Raw genomic sequence first — 17,342 nt, 5'->3', positions numbered from 1 at the left:
CGCCTTCTCGCCTGCGACGATCGGGCAGAGGTCGATCGGGCGCAGCTCGCGCAGGCGCGCCGACCATTTCTCGTCATCGAGCGGCGGCTTGTCGGCGGCGGGTCCCCGCTCGGCCCATTGGATGGTGTAGTAGTCGGCGTCGCCCTTCATGGTGATCAAGAGCGCAGTTTCGCTGGGCCGGGCCGGTGTCGACACTGCCGCAGCCGATCAGGGCGATGAATGCATCGAAGCCGCCGAATTTCGTTTTGCCAAGTCCCCTCGCGCCAAAACTCTCGGGGCAAGCGGACTTGAAGCCGTCCGCGATACTGCCGGCGAACCTTTCCGGGATAAGACCGGGATTACCGGAGACGCCTTTCTCGCCGGTCACCGTGATCATCTGCGTCCAGGCCTGCGCGCTCTCGCCCTTCAGCACGGCCTCGCGGATATAGTGGCCGCCCTTGGTGTTCTCGAACACCGCGGCAAAATTCGACGGCATCGCGAAGCTGACGAGCTGGCTGAAGATCGGCGAGATCACGCGGAAGGATTGCGGGGCCTGTGCTCGCGCCGGCATCGCCAGCCCCAGAAGCGACAGTCCGAAAACTGCGGCCTTCGTCATTGCGGTGCGCATCAAGCCGTCCCCCTTTGTCAAACATGCGAACGGGCAAGGACGCGGCTCGCGCCCTTGCCCGCTTCTCAAAGATCCGCCGATCAACGAAAGCTTAGAGGGTGCAGTGACCCTTCTTCAGCGCATGCTCCTTCAAAGCGAGCGCGTCGACGAAGGTCGGCACGGAGTGGCTGACGCGATGAAAGTCGGACGGCCACGGCGTGGTCGGAATGCTCTCGTCCCAGATCTGGCAGATGCCGGTGTTCTGCCAGCGGATCAGGTGATAGCCGGCGGCTTCAGCAGGGCTGGTGGCGACGAAGGCAGCAGCAGCAACGCCGACAGCGGCACACAGCATGGAAAAACGACGCATGGATAGCTCCTCAAATGAACGATGTGATGCTCCTCCCGACAATGTCTGGGGAGGCGTGGCGCGGGCCGTTTAGAGGGTGCGGCCCGGACAACAGGTGAGTAGTTCCCTGGGCGCAACAGGTTCAAAGCCGGTCGGCTGGAAATTGCAGGAATTTGGCTGAAAATGAGGGTTAACGAGACCGCCAACGAAAAGGCGGATGACGCTATCAGCGCATCCGCCTCGCAAAATCGATGATCTATCGCTTTCCGCTTACAGCGTGCAGCGGCGCTCGCCCCGCAGCTTGAGCTGCACGTCATTGGCGGCCGTGAAGGTCGGGAACGACTTGCTGACCACCTTGTAGGTCGAGGGCCACTCCGTCGGCTTGTAGCGCAGGTCCTCGTTCCAGATCTGGCAGATGCCGGTGTTGTCCCAGCGGATCACGTAATAGCCGACCTTGGCGGACGCCGGCACGGCAAAGACCGACGAGGCGATGCCGGCAACGGCACAAACAGCAAGAACGCGACGCATTGAAATATATCCCCTTGTTGACGCGTGAAGTCCGCAAAACTCGTGCGGCAAAAGCCGGTGCGATGCAAGCCGATGCCGCCGCCGTTCACGCATATGTCAGGGGACCGGATGCGCAGAGCCTTCAGGTCGTGACGTGGAAACATATCGCTGCAACAATCTCGTCATTGCGAGCGCAGCAAAGCAATCCAGAATCTCTCCGCGGCGACAGCCTGGATTGCTTCGTCGCAAGAGCTCCTCGCAATGACCATGGGGAGGCGCTGGTGCGCTGCTGCTTGCGCCGGCATCGGCTCGTCACTTCGCCAGCGACGCCACCGCCTCGATCTCGATCAGCATCCTCGGGTCCGGCAGCGCGTGGACCACGCAGGTGGTTCGCGCTGGATAGGGCGGCGGTCCGAACGCACCGGCGTAGAGCGCATTCATCGCCGCGACGTCGGCGGCGCGCGTCAGCAGCACGTTGACCTTGGCGAGATCATGCACCGTCGCGCCAGCTTCCGTCAGCACCCGCTTGATGTTGATGACGACATTGGCGAACTGGGCCTCGAAGCCTTCCGGCAGCGCGCCATGGGCGTCGAAGCCGGGGATGCCCGAGATGAACAGGAGGTCACCGACGCGGGTGGCAAAGGAGAGCGGCGGCGCCTTGACGTGCGGCGGGGGCGGGAAATGCTGGATCGGCATGGGAGGCCTCCGAGCCCGAATTGCGGATTGCGGTAGCCTAGCTGCATGTGAGGGACTTGCAACGACATCCGCGCTTCTGGCGCCTCTCCACGGCCGGAAAGACCGCCGCGGCCCCGCTCCGATGAAAATGTCGAAAACAACCCCATGCAAAGCAGAGATGGGCGGAAAGGTGACATTCGGGAAGACCGAAAAGGCGGTTGACACGTCGGGCAAATCACCGGCAGAATTCTATCCTGGCACTCTTTCCTTCGCCTCTCCCGCAAGAACGGGGAGAGGGGACGCATTGTGCGTACTGCTGTCGCATCCGAACATTTTGCCGCCGCGATCCATCGGGTAGATTCGCGCGTCCTGATTCGCTTTCCCCCGCCAAACATTTCCGGAGCCACCTCATGAAGTTCGCATCCAGCTTTCGCGCCGCGCTTGTCGCCATCGCCGCTTTCGCCGGCCTCTCCACGGCCGCGCAGGCCGACAGCGGCTTCGTGACGCTCACGATCTACAAGGCGGGCTGGATCATCGGCGGCTCGGGTGGCTCGGGCGTGCTCAACTTCCGCGGCCGCGCCTATTCGCTCTCGACCGGCGGCCTCGACTACGGCCTCGTCTTCGGCGGCTCCAAGACCGTGCTGCGCGGCCGTGTCAGCAACATCAATCGCCCCTCGGACGTCGCCGGCGTCTACGGCGCCGCCGGTGCCGGCCTTGCAGTGGGTGCGGGTGCCCGCGCCATCGTGCTGACCAACCAGAAGGGCGCCGTGCTGGAGCTCTCCGGCACGCAAGTCGGCCTGATGGCGAATGCGGACCTCAGCGGCCTCGCGATCACTATGCGATAAGCGAGGCTGGGTTGTAGGGTGGGCAAAGGCGCGTCAGCGCCGTGCCCACCATCTTTCCTTGACTGAGACAGAAGTGGTGGGCACGCTTCCGCCTTCGCTCTTCGAGCTACGGCGGACAAGTCGCATTGCCCACCCTACGAACTACGAACCGACCGCCGCATGAATCCTTTCGCAATGCGCGACGAGATTTTCGTGCGCATCGACAAAGGCCTTCAGCGGCGTCGGGATCGGAAAGAAGTGGATGTTGGCGAGAAAGCCGTAGATGCCGGCATCGACGCTGGTCGGCGCCGGCCCATGCACGAAGCCTCCCGCCGGTACGATCTCGGCCAGCACCTCGAGATCGGCAAGCCCCCGCGCATAGGCCTGCTCGGGCGTGTAGCGGCCGATGCCCTGGAAATAATAGCGCTGCGCGTTGTAGGCCTTTGCCTTCTCCAGCCCCGCCGCATCCACTTTCGGATGCTGCGTCATGAACGCATCGCAAAACGCCTGGACATAGCGCTCGTCCTTCCAGCGCGAATACGACATCACCCAGTAGAGATCATCCAGCATGCGCGTGACGAGGAGATTGGTCCGTCGCTGCTCCGGTGACAGCGCGGCATCGATGGTCAGGCGATATTTCGCGATCGCATGCGCGATGATGGTCTCGCTGTCGCCGATCGTCTTACGGTCGTCGATGACATAAGGCAGCTGCCCCCGCGGCGCGGCGGAGGCATCGAACACGTGCTCGTGCACGAACGGCACGCCGGCAAGCTTCAGGAAGGCGTAGACCTTGAGGCCGTAGCCGTTGTTGTCGGCGACGCCGAAAAGTTGGGGGTAGGAATAGAGGGTCAGCATGGGTGGCGGCTCCTCGACGGACAACTCCGGGCCCATCATACAGGATGGCCGAAAAAAATGATCCCGTGCCCGTCGGATGTCGGACCTCTTGTTCGTCCTCCGGGCGGGCCCGCGCCTGCACGTCCCATCCCAGCATCAAGGATGCCGAAACATGACCTCCATCACGCCGTTTCTCTGGTTCGACAACAACGTCCCCGAGGCCGTCGCCTTCTACAAGTCGGTGTTCCCCAACGCTGAGGTCGAGACCGTCAGCGATTTCATGGCGGTGTTCGAGCTCGAAGGGCAGTGCTTCAACGCACTCAATGGCGGGCCGCAATACCGCTTCAACGAGGCGGTGTCGTTCTTCATCAGCGTCGAGACCCAGGAGCAGGTGGACTATTTCTGGGCGAAGCTCACCGCCGACGGCGGCGCGGAATCCAATTGCGGCTGGCTCAAGGACAAGTTCGGCCTGTCCTGGCAGGTAATCCCGACCGCGCTCGGCCGCTACCTCGGCGACCCCGATCGCACCAAGGCGGGTCGCGTCATGCAGGCCATGATGCAGATGAAGAAGATCGTGATCGCGGATCTGGACCGCGCGTATGCGGGATGAGGGGTGAGCGCGTGGCGGCACTGAGGAAGCCAAACCCTCATGGTGTGAGGAGGCGCGAAGCGCCGTCTCGAACCATGAAGGCCCGCACATCGCCCGCGGCCATCCTTCGAGACGACCGCGGAGCCTGTCATCGGGCCGCGCTTTGCGCGGACCCGGTGGCGGTCTCCTCAGGATGAGGTCTGTGCCCGTTGAACGTCCAACGAAGCGATCCACGCCGCAAGCTCACGCCAGGGCTGCAACGTCCAATGGCCGGACGCAGCGCCGGACGGCGAGGCGAGCACGAACACGTTGGGAAAGTGCCCGTCGCTCTGCTGCCTGCCCAGCGGGATTATCGCGGACGGCTTGCCGTAGAACAAGCTCGCAGCCTTCTTGCTCGTGAAGGCAATGGTCTTCGGACGATACCGCTCCATCTTGATCCGAAACCTCGCCACATCGATCGACTGAGCCGGAATCTGGTGGTCCATCCCGGCGCCCGACTTGGACAGATCGGTGAAGCCGATCCCAAGCTCGAGCAACGCGGCAAACTCGCTCGGCTGATAGCGGCGCGGCGTGATGCCGACCTCGTGGAGCGCGCGCCAGAAGCGGTTGCCGGGATGGGCGTAGTAGTGGCCGAGGGCGGCCGAGCGCGTGCTGGCGGCGGTGCCGACGAAGACGAGGCGGAGGTTGGTACGGAGTTGGTCGGGGAGGCGGTGCAGATCGCTGTCGGACATCGAAAAGGCCAATGAACTTGCATGCGACGGGCGAAACGTTCGTCCGGCGGCTCGGACCGACGGCTACCATTTCTACCCTTCGCGTCCTATACCCTGGTGATGAATCGCGAAGAATTGGCTGCCGCCTATGCGGCACCTGGCCGCCATTATCACAACCTCGCGCATATCGAGGACTGTCTTGCTGCGCTGGCGCAGGTGGAAGGGCTCTCAGTGCGCGAGCGCGAGGTCTTGTCGGAAGCGATCTGGTGGCACGACGTTGTCTACGATCCAATCCGATCGGACAATGAAGAGCTCAGCGCCGAACTGGCCGAACGGCACGTCGGCGTCCATCTTCGCCACGAGGTCGGTCGCTTGATCCGTCTGACGAAAACGCACGAGGTTAAGGCAGATGATCGCCTTGGGGCGGTCCTGATCTCGATCGACCTCAGCATTCTCGGCGCAGAGCCGGAGCGCTACGATGCCTATGCCGCCGCCATCCGGCAGGAGTTCATCCATGTCAGCGATGCGGACTATCGCGCCGGCCGCGCCAGGGTGCTTCGCCAGTTCGCCGTCCGCCCGGTGATCTATCCCGATGCCGGCTTCGCCGCGATCTATGATCGGCGCGCCCGCGAAAATCTCGCGCGTGAATTGGCGTCGTTGAGCTGAGGCTGCGTAGGGTGGGTTAGCCGCTCACAAGCGCGGTCTTTCAACACGCGACGGCGCAAGGCGTAACCCGCCACTTCTGGTGAGATTTCGGATGCCAAAGTGGTGGGTTACGCTCCGCTAACCCACCCTACGAGCTGGCTTCTCCGCAGGCGTTAAACAGAAAGCCGGGCTTTCGCCCGGCTTCTTCACTTTCGATGGATGTTCGGGTCAAGCTCGGACACGACGAGCGGAGAGCCTCACAACGCCCTGTTGCTCTCCTTCACCTTCTCTGCATCCAGATACACGCTTGAGCCCATCTCCTTGAACTTCTCGCTCATCTTGGCCATGCCGTCCTCGATGGTGCCGGCCATCGACATGCCGACATTGTTCGGATCGTTCAGCGTTGCCGCGTAATCGCGCACGTCCTGCGTGATCTTCATCGAGCAGAACTTTGGACCGCACATCGAGCAGAAGTGGGCGACCTTGTGGGCTTCCTTCGGCAGGGTCTCGTCGTGGAAGCTCTTTGCGGTGTCCGGATCGAGGCCGAGGTTGAACTGGTCGGTCCAGCGGAATTCGAAACGGGCGCGGGAGAGCGCGTCGTCGCGGAGCTGGGCGGCCGGGTGGCCCTTGGCGAGATCGGAGGCGTGGGCGGCGATCTTGTAGGTGATGACGCCGGTCTTGACGTCGTTGCGATCAGGCAGGCCGAGATGCTCCTTCGGCGTGACGTAGCAGAGCATGGCGCAGCCGAACCAGCCGATCATGGCAGCGCCAATGCCTGACGTGATGTGGTCATAGCCCGGCGCGATGTCTGTCGTCAGCGGCCCCAGGGTGTAGAACGGTGCCTCGCCGCACTCCTTGAGCTGCTTGTCCATGTTGATCTTGATCTTGTGCATCGGCACATGGCCGGGGCCCTCGATCATGACCTGGCAGCCCTTGTCCCACGCGATCTTGGTGAGCTCGCCAAGCGTCTCCAGCTCGGCGAACTGCGCGCGGTCGTTGGCATCAGCGATCGAGCCCGGACGCAGGCCGTCGCCGAGCGAGAACGAGACGTCGTACTTGCGCATGAGATCGCAGATCTCGTCGAAATGCGTGTAGAGGAAGCTCTCCTTGTGATGCGCCAGGCACCACTTCGCCATGATCGAGCCGCCGCGCGACACGATGCCGGTGACGCGGTTGGCGGTGAGATGGATGTATTGCAGGCGCACGCCGGCGTGGATCGTAAAATAGTCGACGCCCTGCTCGCACTGCTCGATCAGCGTGTCCTTGTAGAGCTCCCAGGTCAGCTTGACGGGATCGCCGCTGCACTTCTCAAGCGCCTGGTAGATCGGCACGGTGCCGATCGGCACCGGCGAGTTGCGCAGGATCCACTCGCGCGTGGTGTGAATGTTGCGGCCCGTCGAGAGGTCCATCACGGTGTCGGCGCCCCAGCGGATCGCCCACACCATCTTCTCGACCTCTTCCTCGACCGACGAGGTGACCGCCGAGTTGCCGATATTGGCGTTGATCTTGGTGAGGAAGTTGCGGCCGATGATCATCGGCTCGAGCTCGCTGTGGTTGATGTTGCTCGGAATGATGGCGCGGCCGCGCGCGATCTCGGAGCGAACGAACTCCGGCGTGATGAAGGCGGGCACCGCGGCGCCGAAGCTCTCGCCGTCGGCTAGCGCCTGCTCCGCGCGCTCGAGCTGCTGCTTGCGACCGAGGTTTTCGCGCGCAGCGACATAGATCATCTCCTTGGTGATGATGCCGGCACGGGCGAATTCGAGCTGCGTGATCTTGTGGCTGTCGAGGCCACGCAGCGGCTTGTGATAGGCGCTGAACGCACGCGCCGCCTTCTCGGTGGAGACGCCGCCATTGTCCTCCGGCTTGATCATGCGGCCCTCATATTCCTCGACGCCGCCGCGCTCCAGCACCCAGGCCTTGCGGTTGCGGGACAGGCCCGCGTTGACGTCGATCGTGACGGAGGGATCGGTGTAGGGGCCGGACGTGTCATAGACCGGCAGGTTCGGCTCGCCTGCGCCTTCCGAGAGGATGATCTCGCGCAGCGGCACGCGCAGATCGGGCGCAGCCTCGGGGGAGGCAAAGATTTTTCGCGAGGAGGCGAGGGGGCCGGTGGTGACGGCGGGGATGGTCTTGTCGGGGTTCGAGCGGATGTTCATGGGATCCTCCTTATTCCTTTGATGTCATTCCGGACGGACCGCGATACGCGGTCCGATCCGGAATCTCGACGTTGTGGCGCGAGATTCCGGGTTCACGCTTCGCGTGCCCCGGAATGACGCTGGTGGAAAATTCTTCACGCAGCCTCCTTGCTACTAAGCCCGAGCCATTGCCGCACCCGCGCATCGGGGTCGGCGTTTTGCGTAACGTCGCTGACGACGGCGATGGAATCCGCGCCTGCCGCAAAAATCTCCGCGGCGTGCTCGAACTTGATGCCGCCGATCGCGACCAGTGGGATGCTGCCGATGCGCTTCTTCCATTCGGTGATTTTTGGAATGCCCTGCGGTTCGAAGCGCATCGATTTCAGCGTGGTGAAGAAGATCGGGCCCAGCGCGACATAGTCGGGCTCGGCCGCGAGCGCGGTCGCGAGCTCCGCGTCGTCATGGGTGGAGATGCCAAGCGTCAGGCCGGCATCGCGGATGGCCTTGAGGTCGGCGTCGACCAGATCCTCCTGGCCGAGATGCAGATGTTTTGCGCCGGCGACGATCGCCGCGCGCCAATAGTCGTTCACCACGAGCTTGGCTGGCGTGCCCTCAGTCAGCGCGAGCGCGTCGGTGACGATCTGGAGCGCCTCCGCGTCGTTCAGATTTTTCGCGCGGAGCTGGATCGTGCCGACGCCGAGCTTGGCCAGGCGCTCGACCCAGGCGAGGCTGTCGACGACCGCGTAGAAGGGATCAGGATACGCGTTGCGATCAGGATACGGCATGCCAGAACGGGGTCCCAACGACGGGGGTTGACGGGGAGGCGAAGTCGCGGGCGTCCATCAGCCCGGCTTCATAAGCGGTGCGACCAGCCTCGACGCCGAGGCGGAAGGCGTTCGCCATCGCGACGGGATCGGCGGCTTTCGCGATCGCGGTGTTGAGCAGCACGGCGTCATAGCCGAGCTCGAGCGCGTGCGCCGCGTGGCTCGGTGCGCCGATGCCGGCGTCGACAACCAGCGTGATGTCCGGCAGCCGCTCGCGCAGCAGTTTCAGCGCGTCGCGATTGGTGATGCCCTTGGCGCTGCCGATCGGCGCGGCCCACGGCATCACCACCTTGCACCCGGCGTCGACCAGGCGGTTCGCGACGGAGAGATCCTCGGTGCAGTAGGGGAAGACCTCGAAGCCGTCCTTGATCAGGATGGCGGCGGCTTCAACCAGGCCGACGACGTCGGGCTGGAGCGTGTCGTTGTCGGCGATCACTTCGAGCTTGATCCAGGACGTTCCGAACAATTCGCGCGCGAGCTTTGCGGTGGTCACGGCTTCGCGCACGCTGCGGCAGCCGGCGGTGTTCGGCAGCACCGTGACGTCGAGCTCGCGGATCAGGTTCCAGAAGGCGTCCCCGGTCTTGCCGCCGGCGGCCTCGCGCCGCAGCGACACGGTGACGATGTTCGAGCCCGAGGCGCGGATCGCTCCTTGCATGATCGCAGGCGAGGGATAGAGCGCGCTGCCGATCAGGAGGCGGGAGGCGAAGGACTTGCCGTAGAAGGTCACCATGTCCAAGGTGTCTCCTTAGTGATCGCTGTCATCCCACCGAAAGCGGGGATCCAGTATTCCAGAGGCCGTGCCGTGACAGGGAGAAGCCGCGGCGTACTGGATCGCCCGGTCAAGCCGGGCGATGACAGCGGAGTGTGCGGCGTGTGCTCGCGCAACATCAGCGGAGTGGTTGTCGGCGAGCGTGCCCGCATCACCTCACCCTCCCTGCCGCGGCGTGATGATCTCGATCTCGTCGCCGGCCTTGAGGCTGGTCTCGGCCCAGCGGCTTTTCGGCACCACGTCGTAGTTGAGCGCGATGGCGAAATGCGTGCCTTCGTAGTCGAGCTCGGTGAGCAGCGCGCCGACGCTTGCCGAAATCACCTCGCGTTGCTCGCCGTTGATGATCACGCGCATTGCATCACCTCATTGTCGATCTGGCCGCGCTCGACGTAGGCGAGCGTCAGCTCGGCGAGCGCCGGCGCGATCAGGAAGCCGTGGCGATAGAGCCCGTTGACCGCGATCCTGTCGCCGCGAACGCCGATGCGCGGCAGATTGTCGGGGAAGGCGGGGCGAAGACCCGAGCCGAATTCGACGATGCGGGCTTCGCCAAAGGCCGGATGCACCGCATAGGCCGCGCCCAGAAGCTCCAGCGCCGAGCGGACGCTGACGCCGGTGTCCTCCGCCTCGATGGAGGTCGCGCCCAGCATGAACAGGCCCGCCTCGCGCGGGATCACGTAGAGCGGCCAGCGCGGATGGATCAGACGCACTGGGCGGGCAAGCTGGACCTCGTCGGTCTCGATCAGGATCATCTCGCCCTTGACGCCGCGCAAGCATGGCGCCTCGTCGCGGGCTACGAGGCCGCGGCAGTCGATCACGATGCCGTCGAGATCCTTGGCGCTGACGTCGCTGGAAAACTTGATGGTGCCGCCGGCGGCGCGGATGCGCTCGTGCAGCTTCGGCAGCACGCGGCGCGGCTCGACATGGCCCTCGGTCGGGAAGAACAGCGCCTCGCGGAAGCGCCCTTCGAGCGACGGCTCGAGCGCGGCAAGGCCGGCGGCATCGAGCCGCTGATGGCCCTCCGTCATCCTCGCAAAGCGCTCGAAGTCGTTGCGCTCGCGCGGGAGCGCCACGACCAGCGAGCCGTTGAACGGCGTATCCGGCAATTCGCGCCGCCAGATGTCGAGGGAGCGCAGGCCCAGCCGGCTGATGATGGGCTCGGCGACCTCGGCCTCGCAATAGGGCGCGAGCATGCCGCCGGCCCAGTGGCTGGTGGCGTCCGTCATGGCCGCGTCACTGCGCTCGTGCAGAGTGACGGAATGGCCGGCCTGCGCGAACAACAGGGCCTGCCAGGCTCCTGCGATGCCTGCGCCGATGATGGAAACCGGTGAATCCGGTCGTTTGGTCGTCTGGTACATCCCTGTCCCTTCGCCGGCATGACCCGGATCAGGTTCAAAGGGTCACCGCGGTCCTGGGCGTTCCCTCCCATTTAGCGGTATCTCAGCTCCTCCTCGGAGCTCCCCTCGGAACGGCGCTAATGTATGCCAGCGACGCTGTGTGTCAACGTGGTCGTCAAATCACCGTCATTCCGGGATGGCGCGCAAGCGCCAGACCCGGAATCTCGAGATTCCGGGCTCGGTCCTGCGGACCGCCCCGGAATGACGGTGACTAGTGGGGAACCTGCGCACGGGCGCTGGCGACGTTTCGCGCAATCCGCTTGCGCGGGGCGAACATCGGCTGCGGATTGCCGTTCGGCTCGAGCCAGGCGTTGCCGAACGCGTCCGCCTGCTGCGCCACCTGAAGCCGCTGCTGCTTTGCGGCGTAGTAATAGCCGCCTGCATAATAATGAATGGCTCGGCCGTAATCGCCATTGGCGGCGCGATAGGCGCCGGCGAGATATTTCACGGCATAGGTGAGATTGGTCTCGGGATCGCGCAGGCCGGCGGCGTCGCCGGTGTAGCCAACCCCGCGGGCGGTCGCGAGCTTGATCTGCATCAGCCCGATCGTGCCGCCATGGCCGATCAGATGCGGCTGATAGCGGCTTTCACGCATGATGACGCGATGCACCAGCGCTTCCGGCACGCCGTTCGCGCGCGCATGCGCCGCAACCATCTCGGCGTACTCTGCTTCGCCCGCGACTGCCGCGTGCGGCAATGACAGTCCGGCCGCAATTGCGGCGGCAACGATTAAAGTTTTCATCGAATATCTCTCGGTCTAAGTGACCTGCACTGTGCGCGTTAGGCCTGTGGAACACGGCGATGATGTGGCGAAACGTCGCCGTAAAATATTTCGGTCGCGACGTCGTCTTTACGACTTAAACATGCGTTAAGTTTTCCGCAGGTGAGGTGCAGCAGGCTGAGGCCGCACGCGACAGCGGGCCTGTCCATTCGCGCACCTGCCCAACAACAGATAAGAAACACACGTATCGGGAGACGTGCCATGACCCTGACGCACTCTGACCTGATTCAAGCGGACATCGGCGACATCCCCAGGCAGAATCCCTGTGCGCAATGCGGCACACCGATCGCGCACCCCGACTGGATCGAGCCGGGCAATGGCCGGGTCTCCTATCTCTGGAAATGCCGCGCCTGCGGCTATCGCTTCGAGGCGATCGCGATCTACGACGAGCCGGCGCACGAGCATGCGCTCGCCGCCTGAAGCGGCGCGCATAATCTCCTTACACCTCTCCCATGGGGAGAGGTGAAGCAGGCGCCTACGCTGCCAGGCAGTTCGGCTGCCAGACCGGCAGCTGCATGCGCACGATCAGGCCATTCGGCTGGCGGTCATGCAGCGACAGCTCGCCGCCATGGGCGATCGCGATCGCACGTGCGATGGAGAGGCCGAGCCCGAAGCCGGTGGTGTCGTCCATGTTGCGCGCGTCGTCGCCGCGCACGAACGGCTCCAGCATCGCCTGCTTGCGCTCGTCGGAAATGCCGGGACCGTCGTCCTCGACGTCGATGGTCAGCTTGGTGCCGGCGACGTCGAGGCGGATCGTGACCTCGGCGCCGTAGCGCACCGCGTTCTCGACGAGGTTGGTGACGCCGCGATGCAGGTCATCGGGCCGCGCCGCGGCGGTCGCCGAGGCGGGGCCGTCGTAATGCACGGTGTGGCCCATGTCGGCGAACTGATCGGCGATCAGCTGCAGCGTGCTTGCGATGTCGACCAGCGTCACCGCCTCGAGCCTGCGGTCGTTGCGCAGCAGCGACAGCACCGATTCCAGCATCGTGCGCATCTGGTCGAGATCGATCAGCATGCGCTTGCGGTTGCCTTCGTCCTCGATGAATTCAGCGCGCAGGCGCAGCCGCGTGATCGGCGTGCGCAGATCGTGGCTGATCGCCGCCAGCATTTTTGTGCGGTCGGCCATCAGTCCCGCGATCCGCTCCTGCATGCGATTGAGCGCGCGCGCGACGGAACGGATCTCCTCGGGCCCGCGCTCGGGCAGCGGCTCGGCGGTGCCGTCGAGGCTGAAACCTTCGGCGGCGCGCGCAAAGGATGACAGCGGGCGAGCGAGCGCATGCGCGGCCCACAAGCCCAGCATGGTGACGCTGATCAGCACGAACAGCAGCGTTATCATCCACGGCCCGCCCCAGAAGCGCGGCGGCCGCGGCCCCGGCTCGACACGACCGGCAATCATCGTGCCGTCGGGCAACTGGACGCCGACCCGGTGCTCGCCGCCCTCGGGCGATAGCGCCATCACCTTGTAGCCGTGACCGAGATGCCGGCGCATCCCGTGCAGGTGCTGGCCTTCGGTGTCCTCGATTGCAGCGGCCGCTCCTGGCGCGAGCTCGACGATGTCGAGCGTGGGAAACGCGCGGGCGATATCGGCGATCAGCCGCGGCCGCTCGCTCGCGCCTGCGCTGCCGAGCAGCAGGGCGGCATTGGCCAGTTGATGCGAGCTGTCCGGCGGCATCTCGGCGCGGTCCGGCCGGCTGATCAGGAAACTGCCGGTGAGGATCAGATGAAGCGCGATGATCGACGCAACGACGAGGGCGGCGATCTGTCCGCCGATGCTCCTGAGATGGAAGAACCCGAACAAACTCATGGCGGGCCGCTTTAGCTCAGCTGTTCAGGGGCGCCGCAACCGCTTCCGTCCTCGGCGTGAACAGATAGCCGCCCGAGCGCACCGTCTTGATGATGGTGGGATCCTGCGGGTTGGGTTCGATCTTGCGGCGGATGCGGCTGACCAGCACGTCGATGGAGCGCTCGAACGAGCCGGTGGCGCGGCCCTGCGTGAGGTCCAGCAGGCTGTCGCGCGACAGCACGCGGCCGGGCCGCTCGCAGAAGGTGCGCAGCAGGTCGAACTCCGCGCTCGTCATCGCGACGCGCGCGCCGTCGGGGTTGCGCAGCTCGCGCAGCCGCAGGTCGATGCGCCAGCCCTCGAAGGCCAGCGTGCTCGCGCCTTCGATTGAGCTGGCGGCCTGCGCCGCGGCCTGCCGGCGCAGCACCGCGTTGATGCGCGCCAGGAGCTCGCGCGGATTGAACGGTTTCGGCAGGTAGTCGTCCGCGCCCATCTCGAGCCCGACGATGCGGTCGACGTCCTCGCCGCGCGCGGTCAGCATGATGATCGGCGTCTGCGCCTCCGAGCGCACCTTGCGGCAGAGGCTTAAGCCGTCCTCGCCGGGCAGCATGACGTCGAGGATGATCAGGTCGACGCGATGGTCGGCCATCGCGCGCGTCATCTCGCGGCCGTCGCTGACGGCAGTGACGTTGCAGGCGTTGTTGCGCAGGTATTTCGCAATCAACGTCCGGGTTTCGCGGTCGTCCTCGACGACCAGGATGTTGGGCGAAGGAATGGCCATGTGCTCTGTTTGTCGGAGATTCGGTTTGAAGGGCGAAGTTTTTTGTTTCCGGATGTTTCTGAAGGCGCTTTCCGCAACGTCCGGTAACGTCCTGAAGGGGTGACGGCAAGGTCTCGTTAAGTCCGTTAACCATACCGTGACGCCGTCAGTTAAGGAACCCCGCAAAACCCACGGAGCCATCATGACTTCGATCTCGGCGGCCTCCGCCGGCACCTATCAGTCGCCGCTGCAGCGCTTGCAGCAGGAATTGCAGTCGGAGGTCTCGGCCGGCACGATCTCCTCGTCGGATCAATCCGCGCTCTCGACCGCGCTCACCGATATCGATTCGGCGATCCAGCAGAGCCGCTCGAGCGATGCGTCCAGCGGCACCTCATCCTCGCCAGAGGACATGAAGTCGAAGATCGACGACCTCATAGCCAATGAAGTCTCGAACGGCACGCTGACCTCCGACCAGGCCACCGAGCTGAAGGGCGTGTTCCAGTCCGCCTTCGCCAACGGCCCGGGCGGCGCTGGTGGTCCGGGAGGCGCGGGCGGACCGCCGCCCGGCCCGCCGCCGCCGGACGACAGCTCCTCCACCTCGTCCAGCTCCTCGACGGATTCGACCAGCAGCACCTCGAGCGACAGCACGACCACTGCAGAGATCCTCCAGCAATTCCTGCAGGCGCTCCAGCAATCGATGTCGTCGTCGACGTCGTCCTACGGCGCTTCCGGAAATGCAAACAGTTCGTCGAGCAGCTCGCAGATCTCCGCGCTGCTCATCGACTACAAGACCTGACCGCGACGCAGGTCGGCGCAGTCCCCGTCGTCTCTCACGCGTCTCCCAGGGCGCGTGACGAGTCGGCGGGGAACTGTGCGTGGCCTTCGCGTTCGATTCAAAATCTCTTCGCTGCGGAACTCGCTTCGCGATGCAACGCGCGCGAAACGCGCGACGAAATTGCCGCAGGTTTGGAACTGTCGGACGACGTGCGCGGTTTTCTCCACACAAGTTTTCGATGAAGGAGAGGATATCATGTTGATGAAATCGATCGCGGCCGGCCTTGCCGGTTCCGCGTTGCTTGTAACTGTCGCGTTCGCTCAGAATCCGACGACCACGACCGACAAGGCACCGAACGCGGCCGCCACGTCGACGGCAACGACGTCGGCCTCGGGTGACTGGCGCGCGTCGAAAGTGGTGGGCTTGAAGGTCTACAACGACGCCAATGAGAGCGTCGGCTCGATCAGCGATCTGTTGATGGACAAGAGCGGCAACATCAAGCTCGTCGTGCTCGGCGTCGGCGGCTTTCTCGGCATGGGCGAGCACCTCGTCGCGGTGCCGTTCGACAAGGTGAAGTTCTCGACCGAGCCGGTGTCCTATGGCACCGCAAGCAACACGAGCCCGCCTGGCGCAAACCCGGCCGGACGCCCCGGTTCGACCACGACCACAGGCGCTGCGCCAAGCACCGCGCCAGCTGCCCCGACGTCATTGGGGTCGAAGTGGTACCCGGACCACGCCATGTTCAACGCGACCAAGGACGAGCTGAAGAAGATGCCGGAGTTCAAGTACTCCGAGTGATGCGGCTCAGCTGACTTTCAAACGCAACGCGCCCGGTTTGTCCGGGCGCGTTGTCGTGTTTTTCTTTACCTCGCCCCGCTTGCGGGGAGAGGTCGGATCGCATCGCAAGATGCGATCCGGGTGAGGGGGATTCCCCAGGAGTCCAGCCCTCACCGTGCTCGTGGATAGAGCCCCTCACCCCAGCCCTCTCCCCGTAAGAACGGGGAGAGGAAGAAGGCAACTCAATGCCCCACGAGCGGGCAGCCGCCCTTCTCGAGCGGACGGAATGCTTCGTCGCCCGGCACGGTGGCGATCAGCTTGTAGAGGTCCCACTCGCCCTTGGACTCCTCGGGCTTCTTGACCTCGAACAGATACATGTCGTGCACCATGCGGCCGTCGATGCGGATCTTGCCGCCCTTGGCGAAGAAGTCGTTGACCGGGGTGGCGCGCATCTGCTCCATCACCTTCGGTGCCTCGTCGGTCTTGATGGCCTCGATCGCCTTCAGATAGTGCATGGTCGCCGAATAGAGCCCGGCCTGGATCATGGTCGGCATGTGCCCGACCTTGTCGTTGAAGCGTTTTGAGAAGGCGCGTGTCTCATCGTTCATGTCCCAATAGAAAGCATCGGTGACGATCAGGCCCTGCGTGGCCTTGATGCCGAGCGAGCGCGTGTCGGTGATCTCCTGCAACAGCGCGATCATCTTCTGCCCGCCTTGCGTGAGGCCGAACTCGGAGGCCTGCTTCAGCGCATTGGTGGTGTCGCCGCCGGCATTGGCCAGCGCCACAACCTTGGCCTTGGAGGCCTGGGCCTGGAGCAGGAAGGAGGAGAAGTCGGAGGAGTTGAGCGGATGGCGGACGTCGCCGAGCACCTTGCCGCCGCTTTCCTTGACGACGTTGGCGGCGTCGCGTTCCAGCGCCTGGCCGAAGGCGTAGTCGGCGGTGACGAAGAACCAGGTGTCCTCGCCGCGCTTCACCATCGCCTTGCCCGCGACGTTCGACAGCGCATAGGTGTCGTAGGTCCAGTGCACGGTGTTGGGCGAGCATTGGGCGCCGGTGATGTCGGAGGAGCCGCCGCCGGAATTGATGTTGATCTTGTTCTTCTCGCGCGTCAGCGCCGAGATCGGCAGCGCCACCGAGGAGGTGGGTACGTCGAAGATCGCGTCGACCTTCTCGTTGTCGTACCAGTTGCGCGCGATGTTGACGCCGACGTCGGGCTTGTTCTGGTGGTCGGCGGCGACGACCTCGACCGGCTTGCCGGCGACCTTGCCGCCATAATCGGCGACCGCCATCTGCACCGCGGCGAGCGAGCCCTTGCCGGTGGCATCCGCATAGAGGCTCGACATGTCCGTGAGCACGCCGATCTTGATGACGTCGTCGGAAATCTGCGCCTGCGCTGCGCCGCCGCTGGCCGCAAGGGCGAAGGACGCCGCGACGGCGGCAAACAGTTTGTGCATGGTTGTTCTCCCTGTGTTGTTTCTTTGGGTTTGGTTACAGGAGCCGTTCTAGCGGCAATCAGCGGCCGCAGCTAAGCGATCCCCGTCATAGCGGAATGCAAAAAGGGAAGGGGCTGGCGCTGTTCCTTCGCCTCTCCCCGCTTGCGGGGCGAGGCCGCATCGCATCGAAGATGCGAT

21 protein-coding genes and 1 riboswitch are annotated in these 17,342 nt (G+C 64.5%); of the genes, 6 read left to right on the top strand and 15 right to left on the bottom strand.

Features of this window, described 5'->3' with window-relative positions; genetic code table 11:
• Positions 1 to 73: 73 nt before the first annotated feature.
• The 4 genes from Q2941_RS07115 to Q2941_RS07100 all read right to left on the bottom strand — a co-directional run bounded on the left by Q2941_RS07115 (position 74) and on the right by Q2941_RS07100 (position 2,135).
• Positions 74 to 607 (bottom strand): hypothetical protein, encoded by a 534-nt coding sequence (locus Q2941_RS07115; protein WP_458192023.1) that lies wholly within the window; start codon positions 605 to 607, stop codon positions 74 to 76.
• Between the two features lie 91 nt (positions 608 to 698).
• Positions 699 to 953: a hypothetical protein gene (locus Q2941_RS07110; RefSeq protein WP_027522405.1), complete on the bottom strand. Its 255-nt coding sequence runs from the start codon at positions 951 to 953 to the stop codon at positions 699 to 701.
• A 249-nt stretch (positions 954 to 1,202) separates the two neighbouring features.
• Positions 1,203 to 1,460 (bottom strand): hypothetical protein, encoded by a 258-nt coding sequence (locus Q2941_RS07105; RefSeq protein ID WP_027522404.1) that lies wholly within the window; start codon positions 1,458 to 1,460, stop codon positions 1,203 to 1,205.
• Between the two features lie 291 nt (positions 1,461 to 1,751).
• Positions 1,752 to 2,135 carry a RidA family protein gene (locus Q2941_RS07100; RefSeq protein ID WP_458192022.1) on the bottom strand — a complete coding sequence of 128 codons (384 nt, stop codon included), beginning with the start codon at positions 2,133 to 2,135 and terminating at the stop codon, positions 1,752 to 1,754.
• 389 nt (positions 2,136 to 2,524) lie between these two features.
• Here Q2941_RS07100 and Q2941_RS07095 point away from each other — a divergent pair, with 389 nt between their 5' ends.
• A complete protein-coding gene (locus Q2941_RS07095) occupies positions 2,525 to 2,959 on the top strand; it encodes a hypothetical protein (protein WP_027522402.1) in 435 nt (144 codons plus the stop codon).
• 141 nt (positions 2,960 to 3,100) lie between these two features.
• Here Q2941_RS07095 and Q2941_RS07090 read toward each other — a convergent pair whose 3' ends face one another.
• The gene (locus Q2941_RS07090) at positions 3,101 to 3,793 is read right to left on the bottom strand and encodes a glutathione S-transferase family protein (protein ID WP_254111164.1); all 693 of its coding nucleotides are present in this window, start codon (positions 3,791 to 3,793) and stop codon (positions 3,101 to 3,103) included.
• A 151-nt stretch (positions 3,794 to 3,944) separates the two neighbouring features.
• On the opposite strand from Q2941_RS07090, the gene Q2941_RS07085 reads away from it, so the two are divergent.
• Complete coding sequence (locus tag Q2941_RS07085) at positions 3,945 to 4,382, top strand: VOC family protein (protein WP_458192021.1); 438 nt, start codon at positions 3,945 to 3,947, stop codon at positions 4,380 to 4,382.
• 167 nt (positions 4,383 to 4,549) lie between these two features.
• Here the strand turns inward: Q2941_RS07085 and Q2941_RS07080 are convergent, their stop codons facing one another.
• Positions 4,550 to 5,092 carry a mismatch-specific DNA-glycosylase gene (locus Q2941_RS07080; RefSeq protein ID WP_254111165.1) on the bottom strand — a complete coding sequence of 181 codons (543 nt, stop codon included), beginning with the start codon at positions 5,090 to 5,092 and terminating at the stop codon, positions 4,550 to 4,552.
• A gap of 99 nt (positions 5,093 to 5,191) precedes the next feature.
• On the opposite strand from Q2941_RS07080, the gene Q2941_RS07075 reads away from it, so the two are divergent.
• Positions 5,192 to 5,737, top strand: coding sequence for an HD domain-containing protein (locus tag Q2941_RS07075; protein ID WP_458192036.1), 546 nt, complete (start codon positions 5,192 to 5,194; stop codon positions 5,735 to 5,737).
• A 236-nt stretch (positions 5,738 to 5,973) separates the two neighbouring features.
• Here Q2941_RS07075 and thiC read toward each other — a convergent pair whose 3' ends face one another.
• The 6 genes from thiC to Q2941_RS07045 form a co-directional block, all read right to left on the bottom strand.
• The gene (gene thiC, locus Q2941_RS07070; RefSeq protein WP_458192020.1) at positions 5,974 to 7,872 is read right to left on the bottom strand and encodes a phosphomethylpyrimidine synthase ThiC; all 1,899 of its coding nucleotides are present in this window, start codon (positions 7,870 to 7,872) and stop codon (positions 5,974 to 5,976) included.
• A gap of 134 nt (positions 7,873 to 8,006) precedes the next feature.
• Positions 8,007 to 8,636 carry a thiamine phosphate synthase gene (locus Q2941_RS07065; protein ID WP_458192019.1) on the bottom strand — a complete coding sequence of 210 codons (630 nt, stop codon included), beginning with the start codon at positions 8,634 to 8,636 and terminating at the stop codon, positions 8,007 to 8,009.
• Entirely contained in the window at positions 8,623 to 9,405 is a 783-nt protein-coding gene (locus Q2941_RS07060) for a thiazole synthase (protein WP_027522396.1), read from the bottom strand. The genes Q2941_RS07065 and Q2941_RS07060 overlap by 14 nt, the downstream gene beginning before the upstream one ends.
• 195 nt (positions 9,406 to 9,600) lie before the next feature.
• Positions 9,601 to 9,798: a sulfur carrier protein ThiS gene (gene thiS, locus Q2941_RS07055; protein ID WP_027522395.1), complete on the bottom strand. Its 198-nt coding sequence runs from the start codon at positions 9,796 to 9,798 to the stop codon at positions 9,601 to 9,603.
• Positions 9,789 to 10,799: an FAD-dependent oxidoreductase gene (locus tag Q2941_RS07050; RefSeq protein ID WP_458192018.1), complete on the bottom strand. Its 1,011-nt coding sequence runs from the start codon at positions 10,797 to 10,799 to the stop codon at positions 9,789 to 9,791. The genes thiS and Q2941_RS07050 overlap by 10 nt, the downstream gene beginning before the upstream one ends.
• A riboswitch (TPP riboswitch) is annotated at positions 10,787 to 10,915 on the bottom strand. (Overlaps the previous gene by 13 nt.)
• 134 nt (positions 10,916 to 11,049) lie before the next feature.
• A complete protein-coding gene (locus Q2941_RS07045; protein WP_027522393.1) occupies positions 11,050 to 11,580 on the bottom strand; it encodes a transglycosylase SLT domain-containing protein in 531 nt (176 codons plus the stop codon).
• Between the two features lie 240 nt (positions 11,581 to 11,820).
• Between Q2941_RS07045 and Q2941_RS07040 the strand changes: the two genes are divergently transcribed.
• Positions 11,821 to 12,039: a hypothetical protein gene (locus Q2941_RS07040; protein WP_156944220.1), complete on the top strand. Its 219-nt coding sequence runs from the start codon at positions 11,821 to 11,823 to the stop codon at positions 12,037 to 12,039.
• Positions 12,040 to 12,094: 55 nt separating this feature from the next.
• Here the strand turns inward: Q2941_RS07040 and Q2941_RS07035 are convergent, their stop codons facing one another.
• Together Q2941_RS07035 and Q2941_RS07030 are read right to left on the bottom strand one after the other, a co-directional pair.
• A complete protein-coding gene (locus Q2941_RS07035; RefSeq protein WP_027522391.1) occupies positions 12,095 to 13,423 on the bottom strand; it encodes an ATP-binding protein in 1,329 nt (442 codons plus the stop codon).
• A gap of 16 nt (positions 13,424 to 13,439) precedes the next feature.
• A complete protein-coding gene (locus Q2941_RS07030; protein WP_027522390.1) occupies positions 13,440 to 14,180 on the bottom strand; it encodes a response regulator in 741 nt (246 codons plus the stop codon).
• A gap of 181 nt (positions 14,181 to 14,361) precedes the next feature.
• Between Q2941_RS07030 and Q2941_RS07025 the strand changes: the two genes are divergently transcribed.
• Positions 14,362 to 14,955 carry a hypothetical protein gene (locus Q2941_RS07025; RefSeq protein WP_027522389.1) on the top strand — a complete coding sequence of 198 codons (594 nt, stop codon included), beginning with the start codon at positions 14,362 to 14,364 and terminating at the stop codon, positions 14,953 to 14,955.
• Positions 14,956 to 15,189: 234 nt separating this feature from the next.
• Positions 15,190 to 15,732 carry a PRC-barrel domain-containing protein gene (locus tag Q2941_RS07020; RefSeq protein ID WP_027522388.1) on the top strand — a complete coding sequence of 181 codons (543 nt, stop codon included), beginning with the start codon at positions 15,190 to 15,192 and terminating at the stop codon, positions 15,730 to 15,732.
• Between the two features lie 221 nt (positions 15,733 to 15,953).
• Here Q2941_RS07020 and Q2941_RS07015 read toward each other — a convergent pair whose 3' ends face one another.
• Entirely contained in the window at positions 15,954 to 17,165 is a 1,212-nt protein-coding gene (locus Q2941_RS07015; protein WP_027522387.1) for an ABC transporter substrate-binding protein, read from the bottom strand.
• Between the last annotated feature and the right edge of the window lie 177 nt (positions 17,166 to 17,342).

This window comes from Bradyrhizobium sp. UFLA05-153 (genome assembly GCF_054185185.1).
This window is presented reverse-complemented; position numbering and strand designations above follow the sequence as displayed.

Bases quoted from the DNA above. Each gene is read 5' to 3' on its own strand.
- Q2941_RS07115 (WP_458192023.1), bottom strand. From the start codon at position 607: ATGCGCACCGCAATGACGAAGGCCGCAGTTTTCGGACTGTCGCTTCTG.
- Q2941_RS07110 (WP_027522405.1), bottom strand. From the start codon at position 953: ATGCGTCGTTTTTCCATGCTGTGTGCCGCTGTCGGCGTTGCTGCTGCT.
- Q2941_RS07105 (WP_027522404.1), bottom strand. From the start codon at position 1,460: ATGCGTCGCGTTCTTGCTGTTTGTGCCGTTGCCGGCATCGCCTCGTCG.
- Q2941_RS07100 (WP_458192022.1), bottom strand. From the start codon at position 2,135: ATGCCGATCCAGCATTTCCCGCCCCCGCCGCACGTCAAGGCGCCGCCG.
- Q2941_RS07095 (WP_027522402.1), top strand. From the start codon at position 2,525: ATGAAGTTCGCATCCAGCTTTCGCGCCGCGCTTGTCGCCATCGCCGCT.
- Q2941_RS07090 (WP_254111164.1), bottom strand. From the start codon at position 3,793: ATGCTGACCCTCTATTCCTACCCCCAACTTTTCGGCGTCGCCGACAAC.
- Q2941_RS07085 (WP_458192021.1), top strand. From the start codon at position 3,945: ATGACCTCCATCACGCCGTTTCTCTGGTTCGACAACAACGTCCCCGAG.
- Q2941_RS07080 (WP_254111165.1), bottom strand. From the start codon at position 5,092: ATGTCCGACAGCGATCTGCACCGCCTCCCCGACCAACTCCGTACCAAC.
- Q2941_RS07075 (WP_458192036.1), top strand. From the start codon at position 5,192: ATGAATCGCGAAGAATTGGCTGCCGCCTATGCGGCACCTGGCCGCCAT.
- thiC (WP_458192020.1), bottom strand. From the start codon at position 7,872: ATGAACATCCGCTCGAACCCCGACAAGACCATCCCCGCCGTCACCACC.
- Q2941_RS07065 (WP_458192019.1), bottom strand. From the start codon at position 8,636: ATGCCGTATCCTGATCGCAACGCGTATCCTGATCCCTTCTACGCGGTC.
- Q2941_RS07060 (WP_027522396.1), bottom strand. From the start codon at position 9,405: ATGGTGACCTTCTACGGCAAGTCCTTCGCCTCCCGCCTCCTGATCGGC.
- thiS (WP_027522395.1), bottom strand. From the start codon at position 9,798: ATGCGCGTGATCATCAACGGCGAGCAACGCGAGGTGATTTCGGCAAGC.
- Q2941_RS07050 (WP_458192018.1), bottom strand. From the start codon at position 10,799: ATGTACCAGACGACCAAACGACCGGATTCACCGGTTTCCATCATCGGC.
- Q2941_RS07045 (WP_027522393.1), bottom strand. From the start codon at position 11,580: ATGAAAACTTTAATCGTTGCCGCCGCAATTGCGGCCGGACTGTCATTG.
- Q2941_RS07040 (WP_156944220.1), top strand. From the start codon at position 11,821: ATGACCCTGACGCACTCTGACCTGATTCAAGCGGACATCGGCGACATC.
- Q2941_RS07035 (WP_027522391.1), bottom strand. From the start codon at position 13,423: ATGAGTTTGTTCGGGTTCTTCCATCTCAGGAGCATCGGCGGACAGATC.
- Q2941_RS07030 (WP_027522390.1), bottom strand. From the start codon at position 14,180: ATGGCCATTCCTTCGCCCAACATCCTGGTCGTCGAGGACGACCGCGAA.
- Q2941_RS07025 (WP_027522389.1), top strand. From the start codon at position 14,362: ATGACTTCGATCTCGGCGGCCTCCGCCGGCACCTATCAGTCGCCGCTG.
- Q2941_RS07020 (WP_027522388.1), top strand. From the start codon at position 15,190: ATGTTGATGAAATCGATCGCGGCCGGCCTTGCCGGTTCCGCGTTGCTT.
- Q2941_RS07015 (WP_027522387.1), bottom strand. From the start codon at position 17,165: ATGCACAAACTGTTTGCCGCCGTCGCGGCGTCCTTCGCCCTTGCGGCC.